Annotated in this window: 15 protein-coding genes; 10 read left to right on the top strand and 5 right to left on the bottom strand. The window is 62.0% G+C overall.

Features of this window, described 5'->3' with window-relative positions; all coding sequences use genetic code 11:
* The first annotated feature begins 102 nt into the window (after window positions 1–102).
* From C7402_RS22595 to C7402_RS22580, 4 genes are read left to right on the top strand one after another with little or no spacing between them, the layout of a single operon-like run.
* Window positions 103–1194: an ABC transporter substrate-binding protein gene (locus C7402_RS22595; RefSeq protein WP_112176048.1), complete on the top strand. Its 1092-nt coding sequence runs from the start codon at window positions 103–105 to the stop codon at window positions 1192–1194.
* On the top strand, window positions 1191–2033 hold the full coding sequence (locus C7402_RS22590; protein ID WP_425273797.1) for an ABC transporter ATP-binding protein: 843 nt from the start codon (window positions 1191–1193) through the stop codon (window positions 2031–2033). The genes C7402_RS22595 and C7402_RS22590 overlap by 4 nt, the downstream gene beginning before the upstream one ends.
* Window positions 2026–2892, top strand: a complete 867-nt coding sequence (locus tag C7402_RS22585) for an ABC transporter permease (protein ID WP_116612199.1) — start codon at window positions 2026–2028, stop codon at window positions 2890–2892. Before C7402_RS22590 ends, C7402_RS22585 begins: the two co-directional genes overlap by 8 nt.
* Entirely contained in the window at window positions 2885–3784 is a 900-nt protein-coding gene (locus C7402_RS22580; protein ID WP_116612198.1) for a type 2 periplasmic-binding domain-containing protein, read from the top strand. The genes C7402_RS22585 and C7402_RS22580 overlap by 8 nt, the downstream gene beginning before the upstream one ends.
* A gap of 111 nt (window positions 3785–3895) precedes the next feature.
* On the opposite strand, the gene C7402_RS48040 is transcribed toward C7402_RS22580, so the two are convergent.
* Both C7402_RS48040 and C7402_RS22570 read right to left on the bottom strand, forming a co-directional pair.
* Window positions 3896–4513, bottom strand: a complete 618-nt coding sequence (locus tag C7402_RS48040; protein WP_116612197.1) for an H-NS histone family protein — start codon at window positions 4511–4513, stop codon at window positions 3896–3898.
* Window positions 4514–4770: 257 nt separating this feature from the next.
* Window positions 4771–6174, bottom strand: a complete 1404-nt coding sequence (locus tag C7402_RS22570) for a replication initiation protein (protein ID WP_116612196.1) — start codon at window positions 6172–6174, stop codon at window positions 4771–4773.
* Window positions 6175–7088: 914 nt separating this feature from the next.
* On the opposite strand from C7402_RS22570, the gene C7402_RS22565 reads away from it, so the two are divergent.
* The 5 genes from C7402_RS22565 to C7402_RS22545 all read left to right on the top strand — a co-directional run bounded on the left by C7402_RS22565 (window position 7089) and on the right by C7402_RS22545 (window position 17827).
* The gene (locus tag C7402_RS22565; protein WP_112176040.1) at window positions 7089–8300 is read left to right on the top strand and encodes a ParA family protein; all 1212 of its coding nucleotides are present in this window, start codon (window positions 7089–7091) and stop codon (window positions 8298–8300) included.
* Entirely contained in the window at window positions 8297–9265 is a 969-nt protein-coding gene (locus tag C7402_RS22560) for a ParB/RepB/Spo0J family partition protein (RefSeq protein WP_116612195.1), read from the top strand. Before C7402_RS22565 ends, C7402_RS22560 begins: the two co-directional genes overlap by 4 nt.
* A 2348-nt stretch (window positions 9266–11613) precedes the next feature.
* Entirely contained in the window at window positions 11614–13590 is a 1977-nt protein-coding gene (locus tag C7402_RS22555; protein WP_116612194.1) for an amylo-alpha-1,6-glucosidase, read from the top strand.
* An 89-nt stretch (window positions 13591–13679) separates the two neighbouring features.
* Window positions 13680–16412: an MGH1-like glycoside hydrolase domain-containing protein gene (locus tag C7402_RS22550; RefSeq protein ID WP_425273796.1), complete on the top strand. Its 2733-nt coding sequence runs from the start codon at window positions 13680–13682 to the stop codon at window positions 16410–16412.
* Between the two features lie 182 nt (window positions 16413–16594).
* Entirely contained in the window at window positions 16595–17827 is a 1233-nt protein-coding gene (locus C7402_RS22545; RefSeq protein WP_133254529.1) for a glycosyltransferase family 9 protein, read from the top strand.
* Window positions 17828–17929: 102 nt separating this feature from the next.
* On the opposite strand, the gene C7402_RS22540 is transcribed toward C7402_RS22545, so the two are convergent.
* Window positions 17930–19288, bottom strand: a complete 1359-nt coding sequence (locus C7402_RS22540; RefSeq protein ID WP_244314907.1) for an FAD-binding oxidoreductase — start codon at window positions 19286–19288, stop codon at window positions 17930–17932.
* A gap of 137 nt (window positions 19289–19425) precedes the next feature.
* Between C7402_RS22540 and C7402_RS22535 the strand changes: the two genes are divergently transcribed.
* Window positions 19426–20211, top strand: a complete 786-nt coding sequence (locus C7402_RS22535; RefSeq protein ID WP_112176031.1) for an IclR family transcriptional regulator — start codon at window positions 19426–19428, stop codon at window positions 20209–20211.
* A gap of 49 nt (window positions 20212–20260) precedes the next feature.
* On the opposite strand, the gene C7402_RS22530 is transcribed toward C7402_RS22535, so the two are convergent.
* Together C7402_RS22530 and C7402_RS22525 are read right to left on the bottom strand one after the other, a co-directional pair.
* On the bottom strand, window positions 20261–21658 hold the full coding sequence (locus C7402_RS22530; RefSeq protein ID WP_112176029.1) for a GntP family permease: 1398 nt from the start codon (window positions 21656–21658) through the stop codon (window positions 20261–20263).
* Window positions 21659–21769: 111 nt separating this feature from the next.
* Window positions 21770–21876, bottom strand: a 107-nt coding sequence (locus tag C7402_RS22525) for a hypothetical protein (protein WP_133254528.1), incomplete at its 5' end; no start/stop codon positions are given.

Raw genomic sequence — 21876 nt, 5'->3', positions numbered from 1 at the left:
GATTTGTTGGTTTGCCCGAATTCATTGCAGGTCGACAATCATCGGGCATGGATTCGACATCCGTCGATCTCCTCTCCCCTGTTCATTGCCGGGCCTCATCCGATGAAGGCGTTCTCCTCCCCATTCCGCGTGCGCGCGGCCGGAACCACCGTGATTGCGGCGTGCGCGGTCGCGGCCATTCTTCTGCAAAGCGGCTGCAAGCCTCACGAGGCACCGGCACAAGACGCGAGCGCGTCGTCAAAGCAGGCCCCGGCGCAGCAGGAAATCACGTATTTCAAGTATCCCGACAATCCGGCGTTCGATCTCGTCTATCTGGCCGACAAGCTGGGCTATTTCGACAACACGAGCACGCGGCCCAAATATGTCGGCAAGATTTCCGCGCCGCAGATCATTCCGCTCGTCGGCACCGGCGATATCGATTTCGGCACGCGCATGGTGCCGCTGGTCATCTCCGCCATCGCCAGCGGCGCGGATATCAAGGTCATTTCCGCCGGTGGCGAGACGCTGCCCGACGCACCCCACATGAAGTATTTCGTGCGCAAGGATTCGGGCATTCTCGGGCCGAAGGATTTCGAGGGCAAGACGGTCGCGTTCAACAGCTTCGGCGCGTGCGCGGAGTTCGTCACGAAGAAATATCTCGCGCAGCATGGCGTGAATGTCTCGAAGGTGAACTGGCTCGTCGTGCCCGACAATCAATCGGAACAGGCGCTCGTCACGAAGAACGTCGACGTCGCGATCATTCACCCGCCCTTTTCCGGCGCGGCCGAAGCCGATCCGCAACTGCGCAAGCTCTGGAGCGACTGGGACGAGGATCACGGTCTCGGCGGCATGGCGCCCTATAGCGTCAATGGCGCCTTCGCGCGCGCTCATCCCCAGGCGGTGCGCGACTTCGTCGCTGCGATCGCGAAGGCGGGCAACTGGGTCAACGCGCATCCCGACGAAGCACGCAAGCTTACGGCCGAACGCCTCGGCATCGACGAACGGCTCGTCGAACGCTACGCGTACGTGAAGGATCTCGTGGTGACGGAGCCGCCGATCCAGTACTACATCGACATTCTCGAACAGGCGGGCAAGATTCCGAAGGGCAAGGTCAACGTGAAGGACGTCTACACGAACGACTTCAATCCGTTCGTGAAGCACGAGGCGCAAGCCAGCGCGACGACGCCCGCGACCGGAACCGGAACCCGCTCGTGAGCACGGTCATTTCGCCACGCGAGAAGATCGTCACGCGCGACCTTTCGCTGACCTACACGAACGCGAAGACGCACGCGCCGCATACGGTGCTCAAGCGCTTCGATCTCAGCGTGCGCGAAGGCGAATTTCTCTCGCTGCTCGGTCCGAGCGGTTGCGGTAAATCGACGTTCCTCAACGTGCTTGCCGGGCTCACGCCGCCAACCTCGGGCGAGATTCGCGTGGACGGCGACCCCGTGAGCGCCGTGCGGCAGAAGCTCGGTTTCGTCTTTCAGGGCTATGCGCTCTTTCCGTGGCGCACCGTGCGCAAGAACGTGGAAGCGGGGCTCGAGATTCGCGGCATGAAGCGCGCCGAGCGGCGCGACGAGGCCGAGCGCTTTTTGCGCCTCGTGGGCCTGCTCGATTTCGCCGATCACTATCCGCATCAGCTTTCCGGTGGCATGCGCCAGCGCGTGGCAATCGCGCGCGCCCTCGCCTACGGTCCGGAAATCCTGCTGATGGACGAGCCCTTCGGCGCACTCGACGCGCAGACGCGCGAACTGCTTCAGCAGGAACTGCTCGGCATCTGGGAGCGCAGCGCCACGACGGTCGTGTTCGTCACTCACAGCATCGACGAAGCGGTCTTTCTCTCCGATCGCGTGGCCATTCTCGGGCGCGGCCCCGGGCGCGTGAAGGAAATCATCGACATCGATCTGCCGCGTCCGCGCGGCGACGCGCTGCGCCACTCGGCGGCGTTCGTTGCGCTGCGGCAGCGCGCATGGGCGAGCCTGAGCACGGAGCTCGACGCACCGCCCGCCGCCGGGGCGGAGGTCGACGCCCAAACCGGAGTCCAACATGTCTGATTCAAGCGGCGTGCGCGAATCGTCCGTATTGCTTTCCGCCGATGTGTGCGGCGGTCGCGGCGTACGCCGCGTACGATTTGGCACGCACGTCGCGCGCCTTTCCGTGGGCGTGGAACGCTCCATCGCGCTCGTCGCCTTCCTGCTGCTGTGGGAGTTGCTGCCGCGGCTCGGCATCGTCAACGCCGCTTATCTGAGCCCGCCTTCGCAGGTCGCCGTCGCCATCGCACGCTTGTTCGCAAGCGGCGAAGTGTGGACGCATATCGGCGCGAGCGCGTTGCGCTCCTTGAGCGGACTGCTCCTCGCGGTTGCGGGCGGCATCGTCTGCGGTTTCCTGCTCGGCTGGTTTCGCCGTGTCGAGCGCATCGTCGATCCCGTATTCCAGTTGCTGCGGCAGGTCTCGGCCTTCGCGCTCTTTCCCGTCTTCATCCTGTTTCTCGGCATCGGCGAGTCGTCGAAAATCGCCATCGTCATTTGGGCCGCCTTCTGGCCGGTGCTGCTCAACACGATTGCGGGGGTGAAACAGGTCGAGCGCCTGCTGATCGATTGCGCGCGCTCGATGGGCGCTTCGCAACGCTTCATCGCGACCAAGGTCGTGTTGCCTTCGGCGTTGCCGCAGATCCTGACCGGCGTGCGCCTGGCCGGTGCATACAGCATCACCGCGCTCGTCGCCGCGGAGATGATCGGGGCGCGCTCGGGGCTGGGGTTCTATACGCTCAATTCTCAGGAAACGTTTCAGATTCCCGATATGTATGCGGGCATCGTCCTGCTCGCCCTATTCGGACTGCTGATCAATCAGAGCCTGTCGATACTCGAACAGCGACTGCTGCGCTGGCGCGTCGGTCTCGCGCAGAATGGCTAGGCTCGCCCCGCTTGCGGCGACGCCCGGCGCACGTCGCGCACATCGCGTGCGCGGGCTCGCCGCGGCGCTGGCCGGCGCACTGGTGCTGCTTGCCGTGCTCGCATGGGCTCTGACGAGCGACGTTCTCTCCAACCAACCCGACGATGACCGCCCGTTCGCCGCCGCCATTGCGCGCGGCGCGATGATTGTCGCGGTACCCCCGCGCCCGGCGCCTACCCTGTATATCGGCAAGGTCGACCGCACCGCTCGCGCACCCGATCCCTTCGCTGCCGCCCTTGCCACGGACCTCGCGCGCCGCGTGGGGCTGCCCGTGCAGTTCGTGCTTGCCGAACCGGCCGCCGCGCGCGCCGCCGTGCAGTCGGGCAAGGTGGACGCCGCAATCGCGGGCCTGGGCTTCTCGCCCGATGCAAGGGTTGCGTTCGCACCGGCTTCGTACACGAGCGGACGCGGCATGGCGCTCGTCCTCAATCATGGCGAGGTGCGGCAATGGCGCGACCTGGGTGGCCGCGCGCTTTGCGCCGCGCGAGACGACCCGTACGCCGCGCGCGCGGCGCGTGAGTTCCATGCGAGCGTGCAGGGCTTCGACAGGCCGCTCGACGCGCTCCTCGCATTTCAGGCAGGCGATTGCGCGGCGCTTGTCGCAGACGAACTGGTGATTGAAGGGCTGCTCAAGCAGCCTGACTGGTCTTATTACCGCCCGCTGCCCGGCACGGTCGCGCCGGCGCCTGCGTTCATCGCGACCCGCGCGGGCGACGTGGCGAGCGCCGCGTTTGTCGGCGAGACGATTGCCGACTGGCGGCGCGTCCGCTGGCTCGCCACGGTGCGCAAGGACCAGGCGGTTAGCCTCGCATTCGACATGTTCAACGCGGAAAACGACTTGTATTGCCATTAGCCGCGCGAGGCGGCGTGGCAGCCGTAGCGGGCAGACATACGCCTGCCGCTACGACGGTGTGGCACGCTTGTGGCCAGCGTTTGGGCCGGGTTTGGGCCCGCTTTTGGCCCGTTACGCTGCTGAGACTTCCGGCGCAGCCGTGACCTCGACGGGTGCCGGTGCCGTTTTAGCCGCTGCTTTTGCGGCCGTCTTACGCGGTGCCGAAGCCTTTTTCACAGGCGCTGCGGCTTTGCGCGCGCGTGCGCCTTCTGCCGGAGCGGCCGCGCGTCGGCCAGTCGCCTTCTTCGCGGCGGGCGTTGCCTTGACCGCCTTTTTGGCTACGACACGTTTGGCGGTTGCCTTCTTCGCGGGTGCCGCTTTGGCACCGGCATCCTTCGTCTTCGCACCGGCTTCGATCAGGAATTTCGAACGATCCTTGACGTCGCGAATCCACGCCGGCGCGCGCCCACGGCCCGTCCACGTCGCGCCCGTTTTCGGGTCTGCGTACTTCGGCGCGACCGGCTGCGCGCTCGCACGCGGCGTTTTGGCTGCCGCTTTCGCGCCCGTAGCCGCCGGCTTTCTGCCGCGCTTCTTGCCGATAAAGCTCTCAATGTCAGCGATGCTCAGTCCGTGCTTGTGCATCAATTCACGGATTCTGGTCAGCCCCACCGACGTTTGTTTCTCGGCGATTGCTGCCGCCTGTTTCTGGAGTTTTGCAATTTTCAGGCTGATCGCGTCCAAAGTCACCATTTCAAGTCCTCGCTGTGGGGTTTACCGTCCATGCGATCCCGGAACTGCTATGGCATATCGAAATTCGGTCTGCCCGTCAGAATTGACGCCATCGTCGCGATCGTGATTATGGCTTTAGCGATGCGCGTATGCAAATCGAATGCGCACTCGATCAGTGACTGGAATGTAACGGGAAATTAATCGATCAACTGATCAATTCGCATCCCTGACGATTTTCCAGAGAGCTCAAACAGGTGACGCGCGGCAATAAAGCGTTTTTATTTGCTCGCCCGCGATGCGCTCATGCGTCCAAAAACGAACTGCCCGAGGTACCAGCCGAGCTCCGTGTTTGCGAGGATGTCGCTTTCGGTGACGTCGGCGGGCTCGAGTTTCATGCGGCGCAGCATCAACTTGCCTTCGCGCGATGTCACCCAGCCCCGGATGAAATCGCGCTTGCTGCGCTCGTCGGCCGCGAGGTAATGCTCGCGGCCGAGCGTCGCTTCCTCGTTCATGCGCGAGCGCGACTCTTCTTCTTTCGACGCAATGCTCTGCGCGACCGAGGCGGGAACCTCGGCCGGTTCGGCGCCGGCTTGAACATCGCTGCCCAGCAGCTTCGCCTGGACGTCGACCATCGTGCGCTCGGCTTCCGACATTTTCCAGTTATCGCGTAGCGCCTTCATCAGATAACCGGACGGACTCTTCTTGACCTGGCCGCGATGGAGCCGGAAGCGCGTGTATTCGATCGCCTGCTGAATGCGTTCGTCCGTCCAGGTATCGCGGTTCTCTGAAATCTCGCTGAACTGGCGCGACGAAAGATTGAATTCGTCCTTCAGCACCTTGTAGACATGGCTCGCGTCGGCGAGGCTCGCCATCACGGCGTCCGCGGTTTCCTTGCGCTTGAGGACGAAACGGATGCGATCGATTTTCTTCGACGAAGTCGACTCGGTCCTCGTTTCGTACGAGAGCTCGATGTCGGACACCTCGTTGATTTCCTTGACGGCGGGCTCGAGCCAGTCGCGCTTGAAGTATTTGAAAATGGCCGCGTTTGCGCCCATTTTCCCCGGCCACGTGCGCATCACTTCAAGCGGAATCCAGTCGGTGCGTCCGGCCGCGACGCTGGGCAGCACCTTGTCGTAGATGGCTCGCGCGAGGCTGCGCGTGAAAGCGGTCGAGATACGCAGGCTCAGCCAGTGCGACGTGCGCGGATCGCGGATATGCGGCACCAGCGTCGGGTGCACGTCGAACCGGACACGGCCGCGATGAAACGCCACGAGACCGATGAGCTGCACCTGGGCCCACAGGTCGTTTTCGTTGGGATCGCGGTCAGAGGGCGTGTTCGTCACGCGGATCTTGGCGTTTTGCGCTTCGTCCGCAATCGTGCGCAGATGCTTGAGATTGCGGCTGTCATAGCGCATCAGCCACTTGAAATAGTTCAGCTCGACATCGTACTGGTCCTGAGGCTGCGACTCCTGGGCGACGATGAAGTACGCCGCGTCGAGAAAACGACGCGCCGGCAACCCCATGTTCACGATTTCAGTGAAGAAGTTGTTGCGCTGATACCCGATCTCGCGGCTGGACTCGTTCACCGGCAAACCGAGGTCGAACATGTCCTCGAACAACGCCAGGGCCATCTGCCTTGGCGTTGTTTTCGTTCTGCCCTCTTGCGGATTGTCCGATGCCATTGCGTGGTCTGCGCGGTTGAAGTCATGCACTTTATCACCCGTAGGTGAGCTGTCAACACAACAAACCTCACCTTCGAGAAGCGGTTCAACCTGCGTCTTGCGTTGGCGTCGAATCATGCACAAACAACCTCACCACGCGCACAACAAACCTCACCTCTAACGCGCGGTAAAAGCGCATAGCGGGCCGCGCGGTATGGGTTTCCGGGCGATAGGCGGCCGTTCGCACAATGAACCTCACCCTTGTGGATAACATGCCGCCACGCACATCAGACCTCACTATCGTGCGGCCTGGATCTCACCTTCGCGGGGATAAAACCTCCCTTTGGTGCACAACAGACCTCACCTTCAGCACAATGAATCTCACCTTTTCGACCCTAAGTCTTTGTTTTTTATGGAAGCACTGGCGACTGTTAGTTTGTTTGTCATGTTTTTAGGTTTACAAAAACAACCTACAAACCGAGCTGCCACAGCCTGAGTAATAGATGAGATACAGCGTGGCGGTCATTCGGGACGCAGCGAGCCGCGCTATTTCTACGGATTTGTGCTTTTGCGAAGCGCCGCAGCCGAGGAACCATGGTGAGGTCCGTTGTGCAAGCTGGAAGTCCTGGCGTTTCGTGCGGGTTCAATCGGCGGCAAACGCCCGATTTCGTTGGGATGATGGTGAGGTCATTTGTGCCATCGTGGCTCGAAAGCACTATTTTTGCCGTCTACGCGGGGTGATTTGCGGCGTCAGGAACAGGAAGGTGAGCCCCGTTGTGCTCGATTCGGCGCGCTATTGCGGCTGCGAGAGCTTGATTTCTGGCATTTTGAGCCGAAAAATCGAATAAATTTCTGTGTTTACAGTGATTTAGGCTGAAAAATCGAGTCCGCTTCTGTATTATGAACTTTATCGAAATTTCCTCGAAAACCTCAGAATGGTGAAAACAAGCCAACTTCCAGCCGTCGATCGGACTGTGCCTCTGGAACAGATTAGCGCGTTCGCTGAGAAGGTGTCGATTTTTACGGATGAGCTGCGCGAAACGATCCTGGCGCCGCGGCCCCGAAAGATGGCGCCAGTGTTCAAGACAGGTGAGATTGCCGCGATGTGCAACATCACCCATTCCCAGGTTCAGTACCTGGCCACCAAGGGAGACGGTGACCTCCCCCCCGGTAAGGCGGCGGGAACGGGACGCACGCGGACTTTCACACTCGAAGAGGCGCGCATCTGGGTGCAGAAAGTCTCCGACATCTATCAGACTCCCCTTGTGACCGGGACCCGGGAGCCGGACGGGAAAATTATCATAACAGCCCAGCTCAAGGGCGGCTCGGCCAAAACCACGACCACGATGTGCCTGGCCCAAGGTCTGACGCTGCGCGGACGCAAGGTGCTTGTCGTGGACCTCGACCCGCAAGCTTCCTTGTCCGAACTCTGCGGCTTGTATGCCGAGAAGGACGTGACGCCGGAAGACACCGTGCTGCCCTATATCTACGACCAGCAGATTGAAGGCGGTCTGGGTGCTCGCATTCAGTCGACTTATTGGGACGGGCTTGACGTCATACCGGCGCACACGGAACTCATCGGGGCGGAGTTTCATTTGCCCGCAATGCAGAAGATCAAGCCGGGTTTCAAATTCTGGACGGTGCTGCGCGAGGGCCTCGAGCCGCTGCGCAAGCAGTACGACTACATCCTGATGGACACGTCGCCGTCGCTCTCCTATATGAACCTGAACGCGTTGCTCGCGGCCGATGCCCTGGTGATGCCGATGGTGCCGGAGAACCTCGATTTCATCAGTTCGCTGTCGTTCTGGCGGTTGTTTTCGGACGTGTCGAAGAGCTTCATCAAGTACGAACAGGGCAAGAAGTACGACTTCATTTCGCTGCTGCTGTCGAGGGTGGATTATGGACGCACCTCCTCGGCTCCGATCGTTCGCGCGTGGGCGGAGAGTGCTTACGAGAACTGGCTGCATGCGATCGAGGTGCCGGCCAGCTCGGTGATGAGCACGGGTGCCCTGGCCTTTTCCACGGTGTTCGACATCAGCAGTTCGCATAGCGCGGCCAAGTCATTGCAGCGTGTCCGGCAGCCGCTCATCGACTATTGCCGCTGGTTGGACGAAATTTATGAAGAAAAATGGAGGACCGCGCAATGAGCAATATGCGTGAACAATTGCTGGCGAAGACGGCTGGAATTCGGAAGACATCGGCCATCAAGGAAGACGAGGTCAAGCGCACGGAGCGTACGCAGACCGCGCCCGGGCTGGCAGGTGCGCTCGCCGTCGCGCAGCTTCGCGTTCAGGAGCTGGAGGCCGCAGGCGTGACGTCGCAGTTGGCGGTCACGGAAATCGCGCCCAACCCCTGGCAGCCGCGCCGCATTTTCAATGAAGCGAAGTTGAGCGAGCTGGCCGAGTCGATTCGTGAAGTCGGACAGGTACAGCCGATCGTGGTGCGACGCGTCGAGTCGGGCTATCAGATCGTGGCGGGCGAGCGTCGCTGGCGCGCGCACAAGGTTCTGGGTCTCAATACGATCAAGGCCGTGGTTGCGGATTGCTCGGATTCGGACATGGCGGTTCTCGCGATGGTCGAAAACGTCAGCCGCGACGACCTGTCCGACTATGAAATCAGCCTGTCGATCCGGCGCACCGAAAAGGAATTCCCGGATCGCAAGCGCCTGGCCGAGGCGCTGGGTCTCTCGCGTAGCGGCCTCTTCCAGTTCTTGAGTTTCGACAAGCTGCCCGATTTTGTGCTCAAGGACATGGAGATTCAGCCGCGGCTGTTGGGGGCGAACGCGGCCGAGGCGATTGTCTCGGCAATCCGCAAGTTCGGGGAGGCAGGGCTAGCCGCCGCGCGTGAGGTCTGGCCCGACGTTGTTTCGGGTGAGCTCGAACAAGGTAAGGCCGCAGCCGCAATCAAGCTGCTGGCGACGCAGGGCACGGCCCCGACGGGCGGGAAGGAACGCAGCATCGACAAGTTTTTTGCCGGCAAGGAACACGCGGGGTCGATCACGAAGGATGTGAACGGCTTTACGGTCAAGTTCAAACCGGGTGTGATGACCGAGGCGTTGGAGGCGCAGATTCGTGCGCTTATCAGCCAGACGTTTAATCACCTTCCGAAGTAAGCTGGACCGAGCCAGTTTGAAGCCCGCCTTGAGCGGGCTTTTTTTTGTCGTTGTCCGGCGGGGGCCGCGATCCATAGTATGGACTCGTGCGGGGCGTCGCAGGGCGGGATGGGTTCGTGTCGAAGACACGGCGGGCGCTGCTCGAAGATACGGCGAGGTGGTGGGAGGTGGTGCGAGGCTATGAGTCCATAGTATGGATTGCGGCAGCGCTTGCGCCTCCGGGCATGTTGATCTCGCGGATGTTTGGGGATTTCGCCTGTTGTGTTCTGGTGGATGGTAGGACACAGGCGAATCCATAGTATGGACTCGGGCGCCGGGTGCTTTGGCAGGCCATATGCGCTAGCCGAATCCAATCGCGATGTCGCGTGTGGCCAGGGGCGAGTCTAGCGTGGCTAGTCCATAGTATGGATTCGGTGGTCGCTCGCATTTGACAACGCCGGATCCTGCACGGCGCCAGGTGACACGTGGGCGTAGCGTAGCGCTGGACAGTCCATAGTATGGATAGAACTGATGGAGATCAATCCGGGCTGGCTTCCGGTCGAACTTTGCCGACTCGCGTTCGGTGAGGTGCGCATGTAGTCCATAGTATGGATTGTCCTTTCCCGTTGGGCACCTACCAAGCCGCGCACTGTCACTCCGCGCGGCCTTGGCCCACATCTCACGGCATCCGAGAATTCAACGCTCCACACCGACTTCGCGCTGGAAGAAACGCGATGCCAGCGTGGAGAGTGACTCAGTGCAAATCGGGATCCACGCCCGCACGGCTGCTCAAGCGCTTCCAGGTCAATCTACTCATGTCCCAGAGGGTCGCGATGCGCCGTCGATCCAGGGGTGATGTTAAACGCGCGGTTGCCTCCTTTCCCCTAGCTATACGGTGCATCCTTGCAGGTCTCGCGATTCAATGCGCGCGCCTGGGGCCGCTTGTAGCGAGGTGGCCCACGCCTCGCTACAAGCGGTGCAAAGCAAGCACCCGGTTCGTTCGTCCCGCTCTTGGAACGCTGATCCCGTGTGCCGTATAGGGCGAACGTGGCCGCGTGAATGCTCCGCGCCTGGTTGTGGGCGAGGACAAGCTACCCTGGCCGTCTCAGCGATCGCGGAAGGTTGGTAGAGATTGTGCCACCCCTACCGGCTGGCGCGGCAAGGCAAGCGATTTCCATTGAGACTGAAGGCGACTGAAATCCTCAGCCATTCCCGGAGCCCGCTAAACATGCCGCGGTATCGCCGGGTCGTGGGTTATTGCCAGTCCGTTCACGAACTCCCTACATACCGGGTTGGCGAGGACCTACCTCTTGCCTGTCCTCGCGCGGCAACTGTCCCATGATGTACTCGCCAAACGACGACCTGACCTTGCCCTCGCAGCCATGTGCGTCACGTAGTTCAGATGCGGCCAACGCACCGCATGACGCCCGCTTTTGACTTGGCTTCGCGCGATACCCGTGGATTGCATCGGCGGCGTCACTCCTCTATCCGCAAGCCCTCATACAGCGCTGATCCGCATCGCTGGTCTAGGGAAAGCGGAACAGGAGGGCCCTCTAACCCGGTTCATCCATACTCGCTCCCACGTGTCCGCATTCGCTGAACAGATCGAATTACAGGTGCCGAGAACGTGAGAGCAGGGCGTGCCGTTGCTTAAAGGTGCGCATTGAGCACATCATCGCGGCAGCTAGCAGGAAGCGATTGCATTTACTAAATATGCAACTAACCGCATAACTGGTGCTATGGACTAACCACACGATCACCGGAAAGCAAGCCACGCATGTACACGCAAATCAAACACAAATCGGCTTCCCGAAGCATCCTCAACCTCGACCTGACGCCTCCACGGCTCACTTTCGAAATGGCCTGTGTCCTTTCTCCTTGCTTTGCTTCGTGAAACATTTCGGAGCCGAATTCAAGAACCGTTGAATTCCAGCAGCCACGGGCATTTCAACGATATTTGAATCGATTGTTTCACGATCTGACAGCCGATCTGCGATTGGCGCAAGGTCGAAGGGGACGGCGAGACGGTCTCGCTTCGCTGTTGGACCGCTTTCGTATCAAAAGATACGTATTTCGTAATGCGCGGCCAACGCTCCACTTCTGGGCTGTTTGGGCGGCAAAATCGGTCCTTCTGCGAAAGCGCCCAGCGCCATGACGCGAGCGGAAAGGCCTTTTGGGCTTCATGTCCGCATCCATCACCATACCGCCCAGGATTGACCCGCCTATCGTCGAAAGCAAATAACTAAGTATTGCTAATCAACTACCATGCACGCACCGCATTCCCCATCGGCTTACCGCCGCAACCCCGACACGACACCTCAAAAGATCGTGCTAGTTTACAAACGATCCCAAAAGGGCAAGGCACCCCGATGACGCCCCTTGACAGTCACATCGACGCGAGCCGCCTCGACGACGAATGGCTCGAAGCCGACTGCGATGGCGGATTCGCGTCCGGCACGGTCGGCACTGCGCGTACGCGTCGCTATCACGCCTTGCTCCTCACAGCGACGCAGCCGCCTACCGGCCGCGTGGTGCTGGTCAACGGCATCGAAGCCTGGCTCGAGTACGGCGAGCGCAAAACCGCGCTAACGATGCAGCACTACGCGCCCGATCTGCTCTATCCCGATACCTCGGAGCGCATCGCGAGTTTCACCCCATCGCCGTGGCCGACCTGGCATTACCGGCTGGACGGCGGCGCCGTGCTCACGGCCGAAGTGTTCGTTGCGAAGGCGAGCCGCGAGACCGTGCTGCGCTGGCGCATGGGAACGCCGCCCTCGGCGCGCGCCGATATGCCCACGTTGAAAGTCCGCTTGCTGATGTCGGGCCGCGACTACCACGCGCTGCACCGCGAAAACCCAGCGTTCGCGTTCGATGCCCGGATCGACGGCGAGCGCGTTCGCTGGCAGCCATACGCCAATCTTCCCGCGATCGTCGCCCTCTCGAACGGCCGCTATACGCATGCGCCGGACTGGTATCGCAACTTTTGCTATTCGCGCGAGCGGGAGCGCGGTCTCGACTACATCGAGGATCTCGCGACACCTGGCGTGTTCTCGTTCGATCCCGACAACGGCGACGCCGTCCTCCTGTTGCGTGCTCAGCCGCGATCGGGCGCGCCCGACACAACGCACGACGCCGGCGAAAGCGCGGCGAACCGCGCGACACGGCTCGCCGGCTTCGAGGCGCTGCGCAGGGCCTCGCGCGGTTCGCGCCTGCAACGCAGCGCGGACGCATACGTCGTCGCACGCGGCGACGGCCGCACGATCATCGCGGGCTACCCCTGGTTTGCCGACTGGGGCCGCGACACCTTCATCGCCATGCGCGGCCTGCTGCTCGCCAGCGGGCGCTACGAAGAAGCGGGGGCGATCCTGCTCGAATGGGCGGCCAGTGTTTCCGGGGGCATGTTGCCCAATCGCTTTCCCGATGCCGGCGGCGCGCCCGAATACAACTCCGTCGATGCCTCGCTGTGGTTCGTCGTGGCCGTGCACGACTATTTCGCGGCCGCGAACGTGCCGGACGAAGTGCGGCACGCGCTGCAAGGCGCGGTCGACGCCATTCTTGACGGCTACGCGCGCGGCACGCGTTACCGGATCGCCGCCGATCCGGACGACGGGTTATTGCGGGCGGGCGTGCCAGGCGTGCAACTCACCTGGATGGATGCGAAGGCGGGCGACTGGGTCGTCACGCCGCGCATCGGCAAGCCGGTCGAGATCCAGGCGCTATGGATCAACGCGCTGCGCATTGCGCTCGCCTGGGACTCGCGCTGGCGCGACCTCGAAGCGCGCGCCAGCGCCGCGTTTGCCGCGCGCTTCGTCGATCCGTCGACGGGCGCGCTATTCGACGTGATCGACGTCGATCACGTGGCGGGCAAGGTCGATCGCGCGATCCGTCCGAATCAGATCTTCGCGGCAGGCGGATTGCCGTTCGCGCTGCTCGAAGGCGACGCGGCGCGCGCGGTCGTCTCACAGGTTCAAACGCATCTGCTCACGCCCATGGGGCTGCGCACGCTCGCGCCGTCGGACCCTGCTTATCGCGGGCATTACCGTGGCGGCGTGCTGGAGCGCGACGGCGCGTATCATCAGGGCACCGTCTGGCCCTGGTTGCTCGGGCCCTTCGTGGATGCCTGGCTGCGCGTGAATGGCGATACCGCGGCGCAACGCGCGCTCGCGCATGAGCGTTTCGTCGCACCGCTGCTCGCGCATCTCGAGCGCGCCGGGCTCGATCACATTTCCGAAGTCGCCGACGGCGACGCGCCGCACACACCGGGCGGCGCACCATTTCAGGCGTGGTCGCTCGGCGAATTGCTGCGCACGCTCAAACGGCTCGGTGAATCTGACCCGCCTGGCTAGTCCGCGCGGCCGCGCCTCGCGTCGGCCAAAGCGCGCTAGCATGTGACTCTCGGCGCGCCCACGCGCCGTCCCACGAGAAGGAGATGCCCATGCTGCTGCGCGCCGCCGGCCTCATCCACACCGTTGAAGGCCAACGCCTTTACTCAAGCGACTATGCCCGCTGGCAGCGCTGGGGGCCGTACCTGAGCGAGCGCCAGTGGGGCACGGTGCGCGAGGACTACAGCGAGCACGGCACCGCGTGGGACTATTTTCCGCACGACCACGCACGCATGCGCGCCTACCGCTGGGGCGAGGACGGCCTGGCCGGTTTCGCCGACGAGCGGCTGAGCTGGTGTTTCTCCGTCGCGCTGTGGAACGGACAAGACCCTATCCTGAAGGAGCGCCTGTTCGGCCTCACGAACCAGCAGGGCAATCACGGCGAGGACGTGAAGGAGCTGTACTTCTACCTGGACAGCACGCCGACGCATTCGTATATGCGCATGCTCTACAAGTACCCGCAGGCCGCGTTTCCCTACCAGGACCTGATCGACGAAAACGGGCGGCGCGGCACCGATCTGCCCGAGTATGAAATTCTCGACACCGGTGTTTTCGACGACGAGTGCTATTTCGACGTGCAGGTCGAATACGCGAAGCACACGCCGGAAGACATCGTGATGCGCGTGACGGTCGAGAACCGCGCGGGGCAGCACGCCTCGCTCGACGTACTGCCGCAGATCTGGGCGCGCAATACGTGGTCGTGGAAGACCGTCTCCGGCAAGCCGTCGCTCACGCTCGTTTCCTCGCCCCAGGGCGAGCATGTCGTCGCCCACTGCAATCGCGAGAATTCGCACGAGCCGCTCGTCGTGACGGCCGCGTCGAAGGAGGGCGCGCATGTCGAGTGGCTCTTTTGCGAGAACGACACCAACGTTCAGCGCCTGTTCGGCATGGACGGCGCGGGTCCGTTCAAGGACGGCATCAACGACTATGTCGTGCACGGCCAGGACGATGCGATCCGGCGCGACGCCGGCACGAAGGCTGCCGCGCGCGTGCATCTCGAACTCGCGGCACACGGCCGCGCAGTCATCACATTCCGCTGGCGCCCGATCTCCGCGCCGAGCGAAGACACGCCGCTCGACATCGACAGACTCTTCGCGCAACGCATCGCCGAGGCGGACGCGTTCTACGACGCGTTGCAGCACGACATCGAAAGCGCCGACGCGCGGCTCGTGCAGCGTCAGGCGCTCGCGGGCTTGTTGTGGTCGAAGCAGTACTACCAGTACGACGTGAACCGCTGGATCGAAGGCGACCCGCTGCAACCGCAGCCGCCCGCGAGCCGCCAACGCGGACGCAACGCCGACTGGCGGCATCTGTGCAACGCGGACATTCTCTCGATGCCGGACAAGTGGGAGTACCCGTGGTACGCATCATGGGATCTCGCGTTTCAGGCGGTCGCGTTCGCGCTGATCGATCCGATGTTCGCAAAGAAGCAGATGCTGCTGCTCGTGAAAGATCGCTACCAGCATCCCAACGGGCAACTGCCCGCATACGAATGGGCGTTCGGCGACGCGAATCCGCCCGTGCATGCGTGGGCGGCATGGCGCGTCTATGAGATCGATCGCTCGATCACGGGCCAGGCCGACCGCGATTTTCTCGAACTGATCTTCCATAAGCTGCTCCTGAATTTTTCGTGGTGGGTGAACCGCAAGGACGCGGAGGGCCACAACATCTTTCAGGGCGGCTTTCTCGGACTCGACAACGTCGGCATCTTCGACCGTTCGTCGCCGCTGCCAACGGGCGGTCACATCGACCAGGCCGATGGCACCGCATGGATGGCCGCCTACGCGCTCGACCTGATGCGCATGGCGCTCGAACTCGCGTTTGCGAACCATGTGTTCGTCGATATCGGCGTGAAGTTCTTCGAGCACTTCCTGTACATCGCGGGCGCGGTGAGTTGCGACGACGGTTGCGACACGGGCTTGTGGGACAGCGTCGACGAATTTTTCTACGACAAGCTCAAGCTGCCGGACGGCACCAGCACGCCGCTCAGAATGCGCTCGATCGTCGGGCTGATTCCGTTGTTCGCGGTGCGCGTGCTCGAGGAGCGCGTGCACGGCGGCTTGCCGGGGCTGCGCGACAGGCTCGTCTGGTTCCTCGAACACCGGCCCGATCTCGCGCGGCTGGTGTCGCGCTGGAACGAACCGGGCAAGGGCAATTCGCTGCTGCTCTCGCTATTGCGCGGGCACCGCATGAAAGCGCTGCTGCGCCGCGTGCTCGATGAAAGCGAGTTTCTCTCCGAGCACGGCGTGCGCGCGTTATCGCGCACCCACCTCGACGAGCCTTTTGTCTACCGCTATAACGGCTGCAATTTTTCCGTTAAATACCTGCCCGCCGAATCGGCCTCGCGCGTGTTCGGCGGCAATTCGAACTGGCGCGGCCCGGTGTGGATGCCGGTCAACTATCTGCTGATCGAGTCGCTGTACGAATTTCACCGCTATTACGGCGACGGGTTTCTCGTCGAATACCCGAGTGGCTCGGGCAACAAGCTGTCGCTCGCGCAGATCGCCGACGAACTCGCACGCCGCGTCACGACGCTCTTTCTGCTCGACCGCAACAACGAACGCCCGGTGATGGGCGCTTATCCGCAGCTACAGGCCGATCCGCGTTGCCGCGAACTCGTGCTGTTTCACGAATACTTCCACGGCGATAACGGGCGCGGCGTCGGCGCGTCGCACCAGACCGGGTGGACCGCGCTCGTCGCGCTGATGTTGCAGCCGCGCATGATGAGCCCTTCGGGCAATGTGCCTGTCGCGGGCGAACTGGAGGCGGTGGATGCGCTCAAGTGAAGGCGACGCGTCCATTATCCGGTCAGTGCTGATATCGATCAATTCGTCATTATTTGAACCGAAGCCGGTGGCGCTATCTCTCGGGCCTCGCGGCCGAAACGGTAGTAAGGTGTCGGTGCTTCACGCTAGAAAGATATTCATCTCCGCACGTCATCGCCGGATTGGTACATTGGAGACTGAAATTGACGGATTGTCGTAATTTTTATAATTTGAAAAATTCCTTCGAAGATAACGTGCGGCTGTTTAATCATCTATGTGATGAAAGGCGTCCGCAGGATGCTGCGAATTTGGCTCTTGAATTGATGCATGCCTCGACTGCGATATTCGAGCGAGTGGCTGCGGGCTATTGTCTATCTCGTATTGGGATGTTTCAAGAAGCGGAGGAAGTTCTTGATTTGGCGTGGTCTCAACTCTCTCTGCCGGAAGATGGGATGATGAAGGTGGCTGGGGAGCGGGCATACGTTAAATTAAAATTAGGTAAAATCGATGAAGGCGCAGCGCTCGAAAAGTTGATCTACAGCCGGAAGCACTTTAAGCATTCACGTGAACTGGATGGCCAGGATCGTGAGACTTTTGGTCGGATTTTTCGAGAAAAAATTCTGGAGCCAGATGAGTCGGTCGAGGCAAAGCGCATATTCATGCTATTTCATGGAGGACTGGGTGACGCAATTGAACATGTCCGCCATGCTGAAAATCTTGTGACTGAAGGCGCTGCTGTTGTTTGCGTTGACCCTCCGTTGCCGCTAGTCGAGCTATTGCGCAACTCAAGACTCCCTCTCACCTTGATGCGATCGACCGCTGAAAATTTCACGTGGGCGGATAGCCTTGCCTTGGGCAATATTCTTAGCTTGCGATATTATTCATCGGCCGCTGTCCGTGCGGGTTATCTAAAGCCTGTTCAAACAAAAATGCGATCTTTCTCGATCTCCAAGCCAAAGAGAAAAAGAAAAATCGGAATTGTCTGGCGCAGCTCAAATTCGAGTCACGCAACATGCCGGCATGAGCCATTTCGATCCATGGAGTTGACCGATCTTCTCCCGCTTTTCACGCAACATCGCACGCAGTTTTACTCCCTCCAGTTCGGTAAGCTCACGACTGATGAAAGGAAGCTAATTTCTCAATATAAAATCTACGATACATCCTCTTACATTCATTCACTTTCAGATCTGGCGAATGTCATGAGAGATCTGGATCTTGTGATTTCGATCGATTCGGCGCCGGCACATCTGGCCGGAGCACTCAACGTTCCAGTATGGAATGTGTTGTGCCGAGTAGCAGATTGGCGCTGGGGAGGGCAGCGCTATCCTGGGACTCCGTTGTACCCTTCCATGCGCCTGTTTCGTCAATCCGGGTTGGGCGAGTGGGCGCCGGTCGTTGCAGAAATGGCTTCGCACATCAACGACATCGAATATTGATTTCGTGCGCTGAGTGGACCGGGGAGCAATATCGCCCGTCGCGGGCGAACTGGAGGCGGTGGACGCGCTCAAGTGAAGGCATGGCTTGCGGCGCTCACCTGGCTAGAGGATACGCCCCGCATTGAGACGTTGCGCCGGATCGAGCGTCGCCTTTAGCTGTGCCATCAACTGTCGCTCGATCTCGCTGCGGCTCATGTGCAGAAACGGCTTCTTGATGCGGCCGATGCCGTGCTCGGCGGAAATGCTGCCGCCGACTTCCTCCACGAGCCGGTAGACGATCTCGTCCACCTTCAACTGGTCGGCTTCGCTCGCATGCGGACCGCTCACGATATGGAGGTTGCCGTCGCCGAGATGCCCGAAAAAGAGGTGCGAAGTCGAAGGGAAGGCCGCCTGCAACTGGGCGCGGGCGCGCTCGATATACTCGCCGGTCGCACGCAGCGGAATGCCCACATCGAACGACACGAACGGTGAAAGCGATTTGAGCAACTCGCCTATGGCGTCGCGCAGCGCCCACAATGCATGGGACTGCTCATGGTTTTGCGCGACGATGACATCGGAGGCCATGCCTTCTTCGATCATCTCGCCGAGAAAGCCCTCGAAGATATCCTGCATTTGAGGTGTCGCGCCGCCTTCGGCCTCGATCAGCACATAAATCGGGTGCGCCTGCGCGAACGGCATCGCGCGCCCGAGCGCGCGTGAGGAAGCGAGCAGAAAGTCCTCCCACATCACCTCGAACGACGAGAGCCCCGGTAAACGCCCTCGCGCCGCCTTCAGCAGCGCCGCGACCTTTGCGAACGACGGCACGGCGCACAGCGCGCTGCGCCGCGCGGCGGGCTTCGGAAAGAGGCGCAGCACGGCACGCGTGACGATGCCGAAGGTGCCCTCGGTGCCGATGAACAGATGTTTCAGATCCGGCCCGGTATTGTTCTTCAGCACGCTGTTCATCATCGGGACGATACGGCCGTCGGCGAGCACGACTTCGAGGCCGAGCACGAGATCGCGCATGGGGCCGTAGCGCAGCACGCGGTTGCCGCCCGCGTTCGTCGCGATGTTGCCGCCGACCTGGCAACTGCCGCGCGCGCCGATATCGAGCGGGAAATACCAGTCCTGCGCTTCGACCGTTTCCGCAAGCCGCGCGAGCACGACACCGGCCTGAACCGTGACCGTGCCGCCGATTTCGTCGAACGCCTCGATGCGGTCCATGCGTTCCATCGAAATGACGATGTCGCCTTCGTCGGGCACGGCGCCGCCGGCGAGGCCCGTGAGCCCGCCCTGAATCGTGATGCGCTGCTGCTCGCCCTGATGGTGGCGCACGATGCGCGCCACGTCCTCGCTGCTGCGCGGCCGGTAGACGAGGGCAGGGCGGCCGCCGTGCAGGCCGCTCCAGTCGGCGCAATATTTGTCGAGGTCGGCGGCGTCGCTCAGCGTTCCCGGCAGATCGACCGGCGTGATGGTGTTCAATCCGTGTTCCAATGCGCTCAACATTTTCTCCCTGGACTCAGGATGCAAAGCCACGCCTTCGCGCGCTGTTCGACTTTGTCATCCAGCCGTTAAAATAGTACTCCGTCGCATTTCACGACTTTTCGACGAATTCATTCATGCCGCCCCGCCTCGACCCATCGAACGACACCGCCCGCCGTCCCAACGCCAGCCAGACGCTCACGCGCGGGCTCGAAATCGTCGAGAGCGTCGCGGCGGGCGCGGTCTCGCTGCCCGAGATCGCGAAGTACACGGGCCTTTCGCAGAGCACGGCGCATCGGCTCGCTTCGGCGCTCGTCGAGGCGCGCTACCTGCAACACGAGCCGCGCCGCGGCTACGGCCTCGGCAGCAAGCTGATCGAGCTGGGCTTTCAGGCCTATCGCGGCTCCAGCATCCTCGTGGCCGCTCGGCCGTATCTGGAGCAGCTCGCCACGCAAACGCTCAACACCGTGCATCTCGCGACGCTCGTCAACGACGAGGTGATCTATCTCGACAAATTGCCGGGCCAACGTCCGATCGAAGTGAGCTCCTATATCGGCGGGCGCAATCCGATCACGACAACGGGCGTGGGCAAGGCGCTCATTCTCGATTGCGACGAAGACGAATGGCGCCGCATTCACGCGCGCGAAGCGCAGGCCGGCCACAACGTGCCAGCGGAAGCGGCGTGGCTCGACCTGATGCGCTCGAGCGCGGCGCGCGGCTGCGCGTTCGACCTGGGCGAGGCCGAACCAGCCATTCGCTGCGTCGCCGCGCCGGTGCGCGACGCGACAGGGCGCATCGTCGCGGCCATCAGCGTCACGAGCGTCGTGCAGTACATGGAGCCCGAGCGCATGGAAGCGCTCGTGCCCGTGGTGAAGGCGCAAGCCGAGGCGATCAGTGTGCAGCTCGGCTGGCGTTCCCGCTGAAATTCACGCGCGCTTCATACTCAGTTCAAGCTGAAGCGCGCGACCGCGCTCACACAATACCCGTGACATAGAACAGCACGATCGCCGTGCAGGCCACCATCGTCTTGATCAGCGTGATCGCGAAGATGTCGCGGTACGACTGGCGATGCGAGAGCCCGCACACGGTCAGCAGCGTGATGACCGCGCCGTTGTGCGGTAGCGTGTCCATGCCGCCGCTCGCCATCGAAGCGATGCGGTGGAACACTTCCAGCGGAATACCCGAGGCCTGGGCCGAGTGCACGAACGTATCGGCCATGGCGCCGAGCGCGACGCTCAGCCCCGCGATGGCCGAACCCGTGAGCGCGGCGAGCACCGTCACCGAAATGCCCAGATTGAACAACGGATTGGGAATCGCCTGGAGCGTTTTCGCGGCGACCACGAAGCCGGGCAACGCGGCCATGATCGCGCCGAAGCCGAACTCCGAAGCGCTGTTCATCGCGGCGAGCAATGCGCCGTTGACGGCCTGCTTCGAGCGCTCGGCGAACTGCGGCACGACCTTGCGCCAGCTCGTGGCGAGCACGGTGAGAATGCCGACGACGAGCGCGCCTTCGACGGCCCATAGCGGCGCTTCGGCGCGCACGTCGATGGGCAGCGCTTGCGGCAGGCCCGCGAGATCGAGCGAGAAATGTCCGTCCGTGTACGCGAGCGGAATCCACTTCGAAAACGCGTAGTTGAGCGCGCACACGAGGACGAGCGGCAGGAGCGCCACCCAGACATTGGGCAGGTCCTCGCCGGGCCGGATCGGCGCGGGCTCGTTGAGGTGGCCGGCGCCGTAGCCTTCTTCGGTCCGGAGCGCGGCGCGCCGGCGATACTCCAGATAGAGCATGCCGGTGATGAAGATCAGCGCACCGCCGATCGTGCCCAGGCGCGGCGCGGCCCACGTGTTGGTATGGAAGAACGAAATGGGAATGATGTTCTGCACCTGCGGGCTGCCGGGCAGGGAATCCATCGTGAACGTGAAGGCGCCCAGCGCGATCGTGCCGGGAATCAGGCGCTTCGGAATATCGCCCTGGCGGAACAGCTCGGCGGCGAAGGGATACACCGCGAACACCACGACGTTCAGCGACACGCCGCCGTAGGTGAGAATGGCGCAAACCAGAACGATCACGAGCATCGCGCGCTGACCGCCCACGAGGTTGACGATCGAAGCGCTGATGGCGCGTGCGTTGCCCGAAAGCTCGATGACTTTGCCGAACAGCGCGCCGAGCAGGAAGACAGGGAAAAACAGCTTGATGAAGGTGACCGCCTTGGCGAGAAAGATGCCTGAGAAAGCGGGGCCGACGGCTTGAGGCTGGGTCAGCAGAACAGCGATGAGCGCCGCGATCGGCGCGAAGATGATGACGCTATGCCCGCGGTAGGCCATGAAAACGAGAAAGGCCAGAACCGCGACAATGACGAGCACTGCCATTTGAATCGACTCCTGTATTTCTTATCGTTATGCAGATGCGCACCCACGCGCATCCTGTCGCGCGACGCCTTGCGGCGCCGCGCGATCAACCCCTGAACGACTTCAGCGATTTCAGACTTGCGCGCGCTTTTTCAGATCGAGCGCCACATCGACGATCATGTCTTCCTGGCCGCCCACCATCCGGCGCTTGCCCAGTTCGACGAGAATGTCCACCGTCT

The sequence above is a fragment of the Paraburkholderia unamae genome (assembly GCF_003096875.1).
Lineage (GTDB): Bacteria > Pseudomonadota > Gammaproteobacteria > Burkholderiales > Burkholderiaceae > Paraburkholderia > Paraburkholderia unamae.
This window is presented reverse-complemented; position numbering and strand designations above follow the sequence as displayed.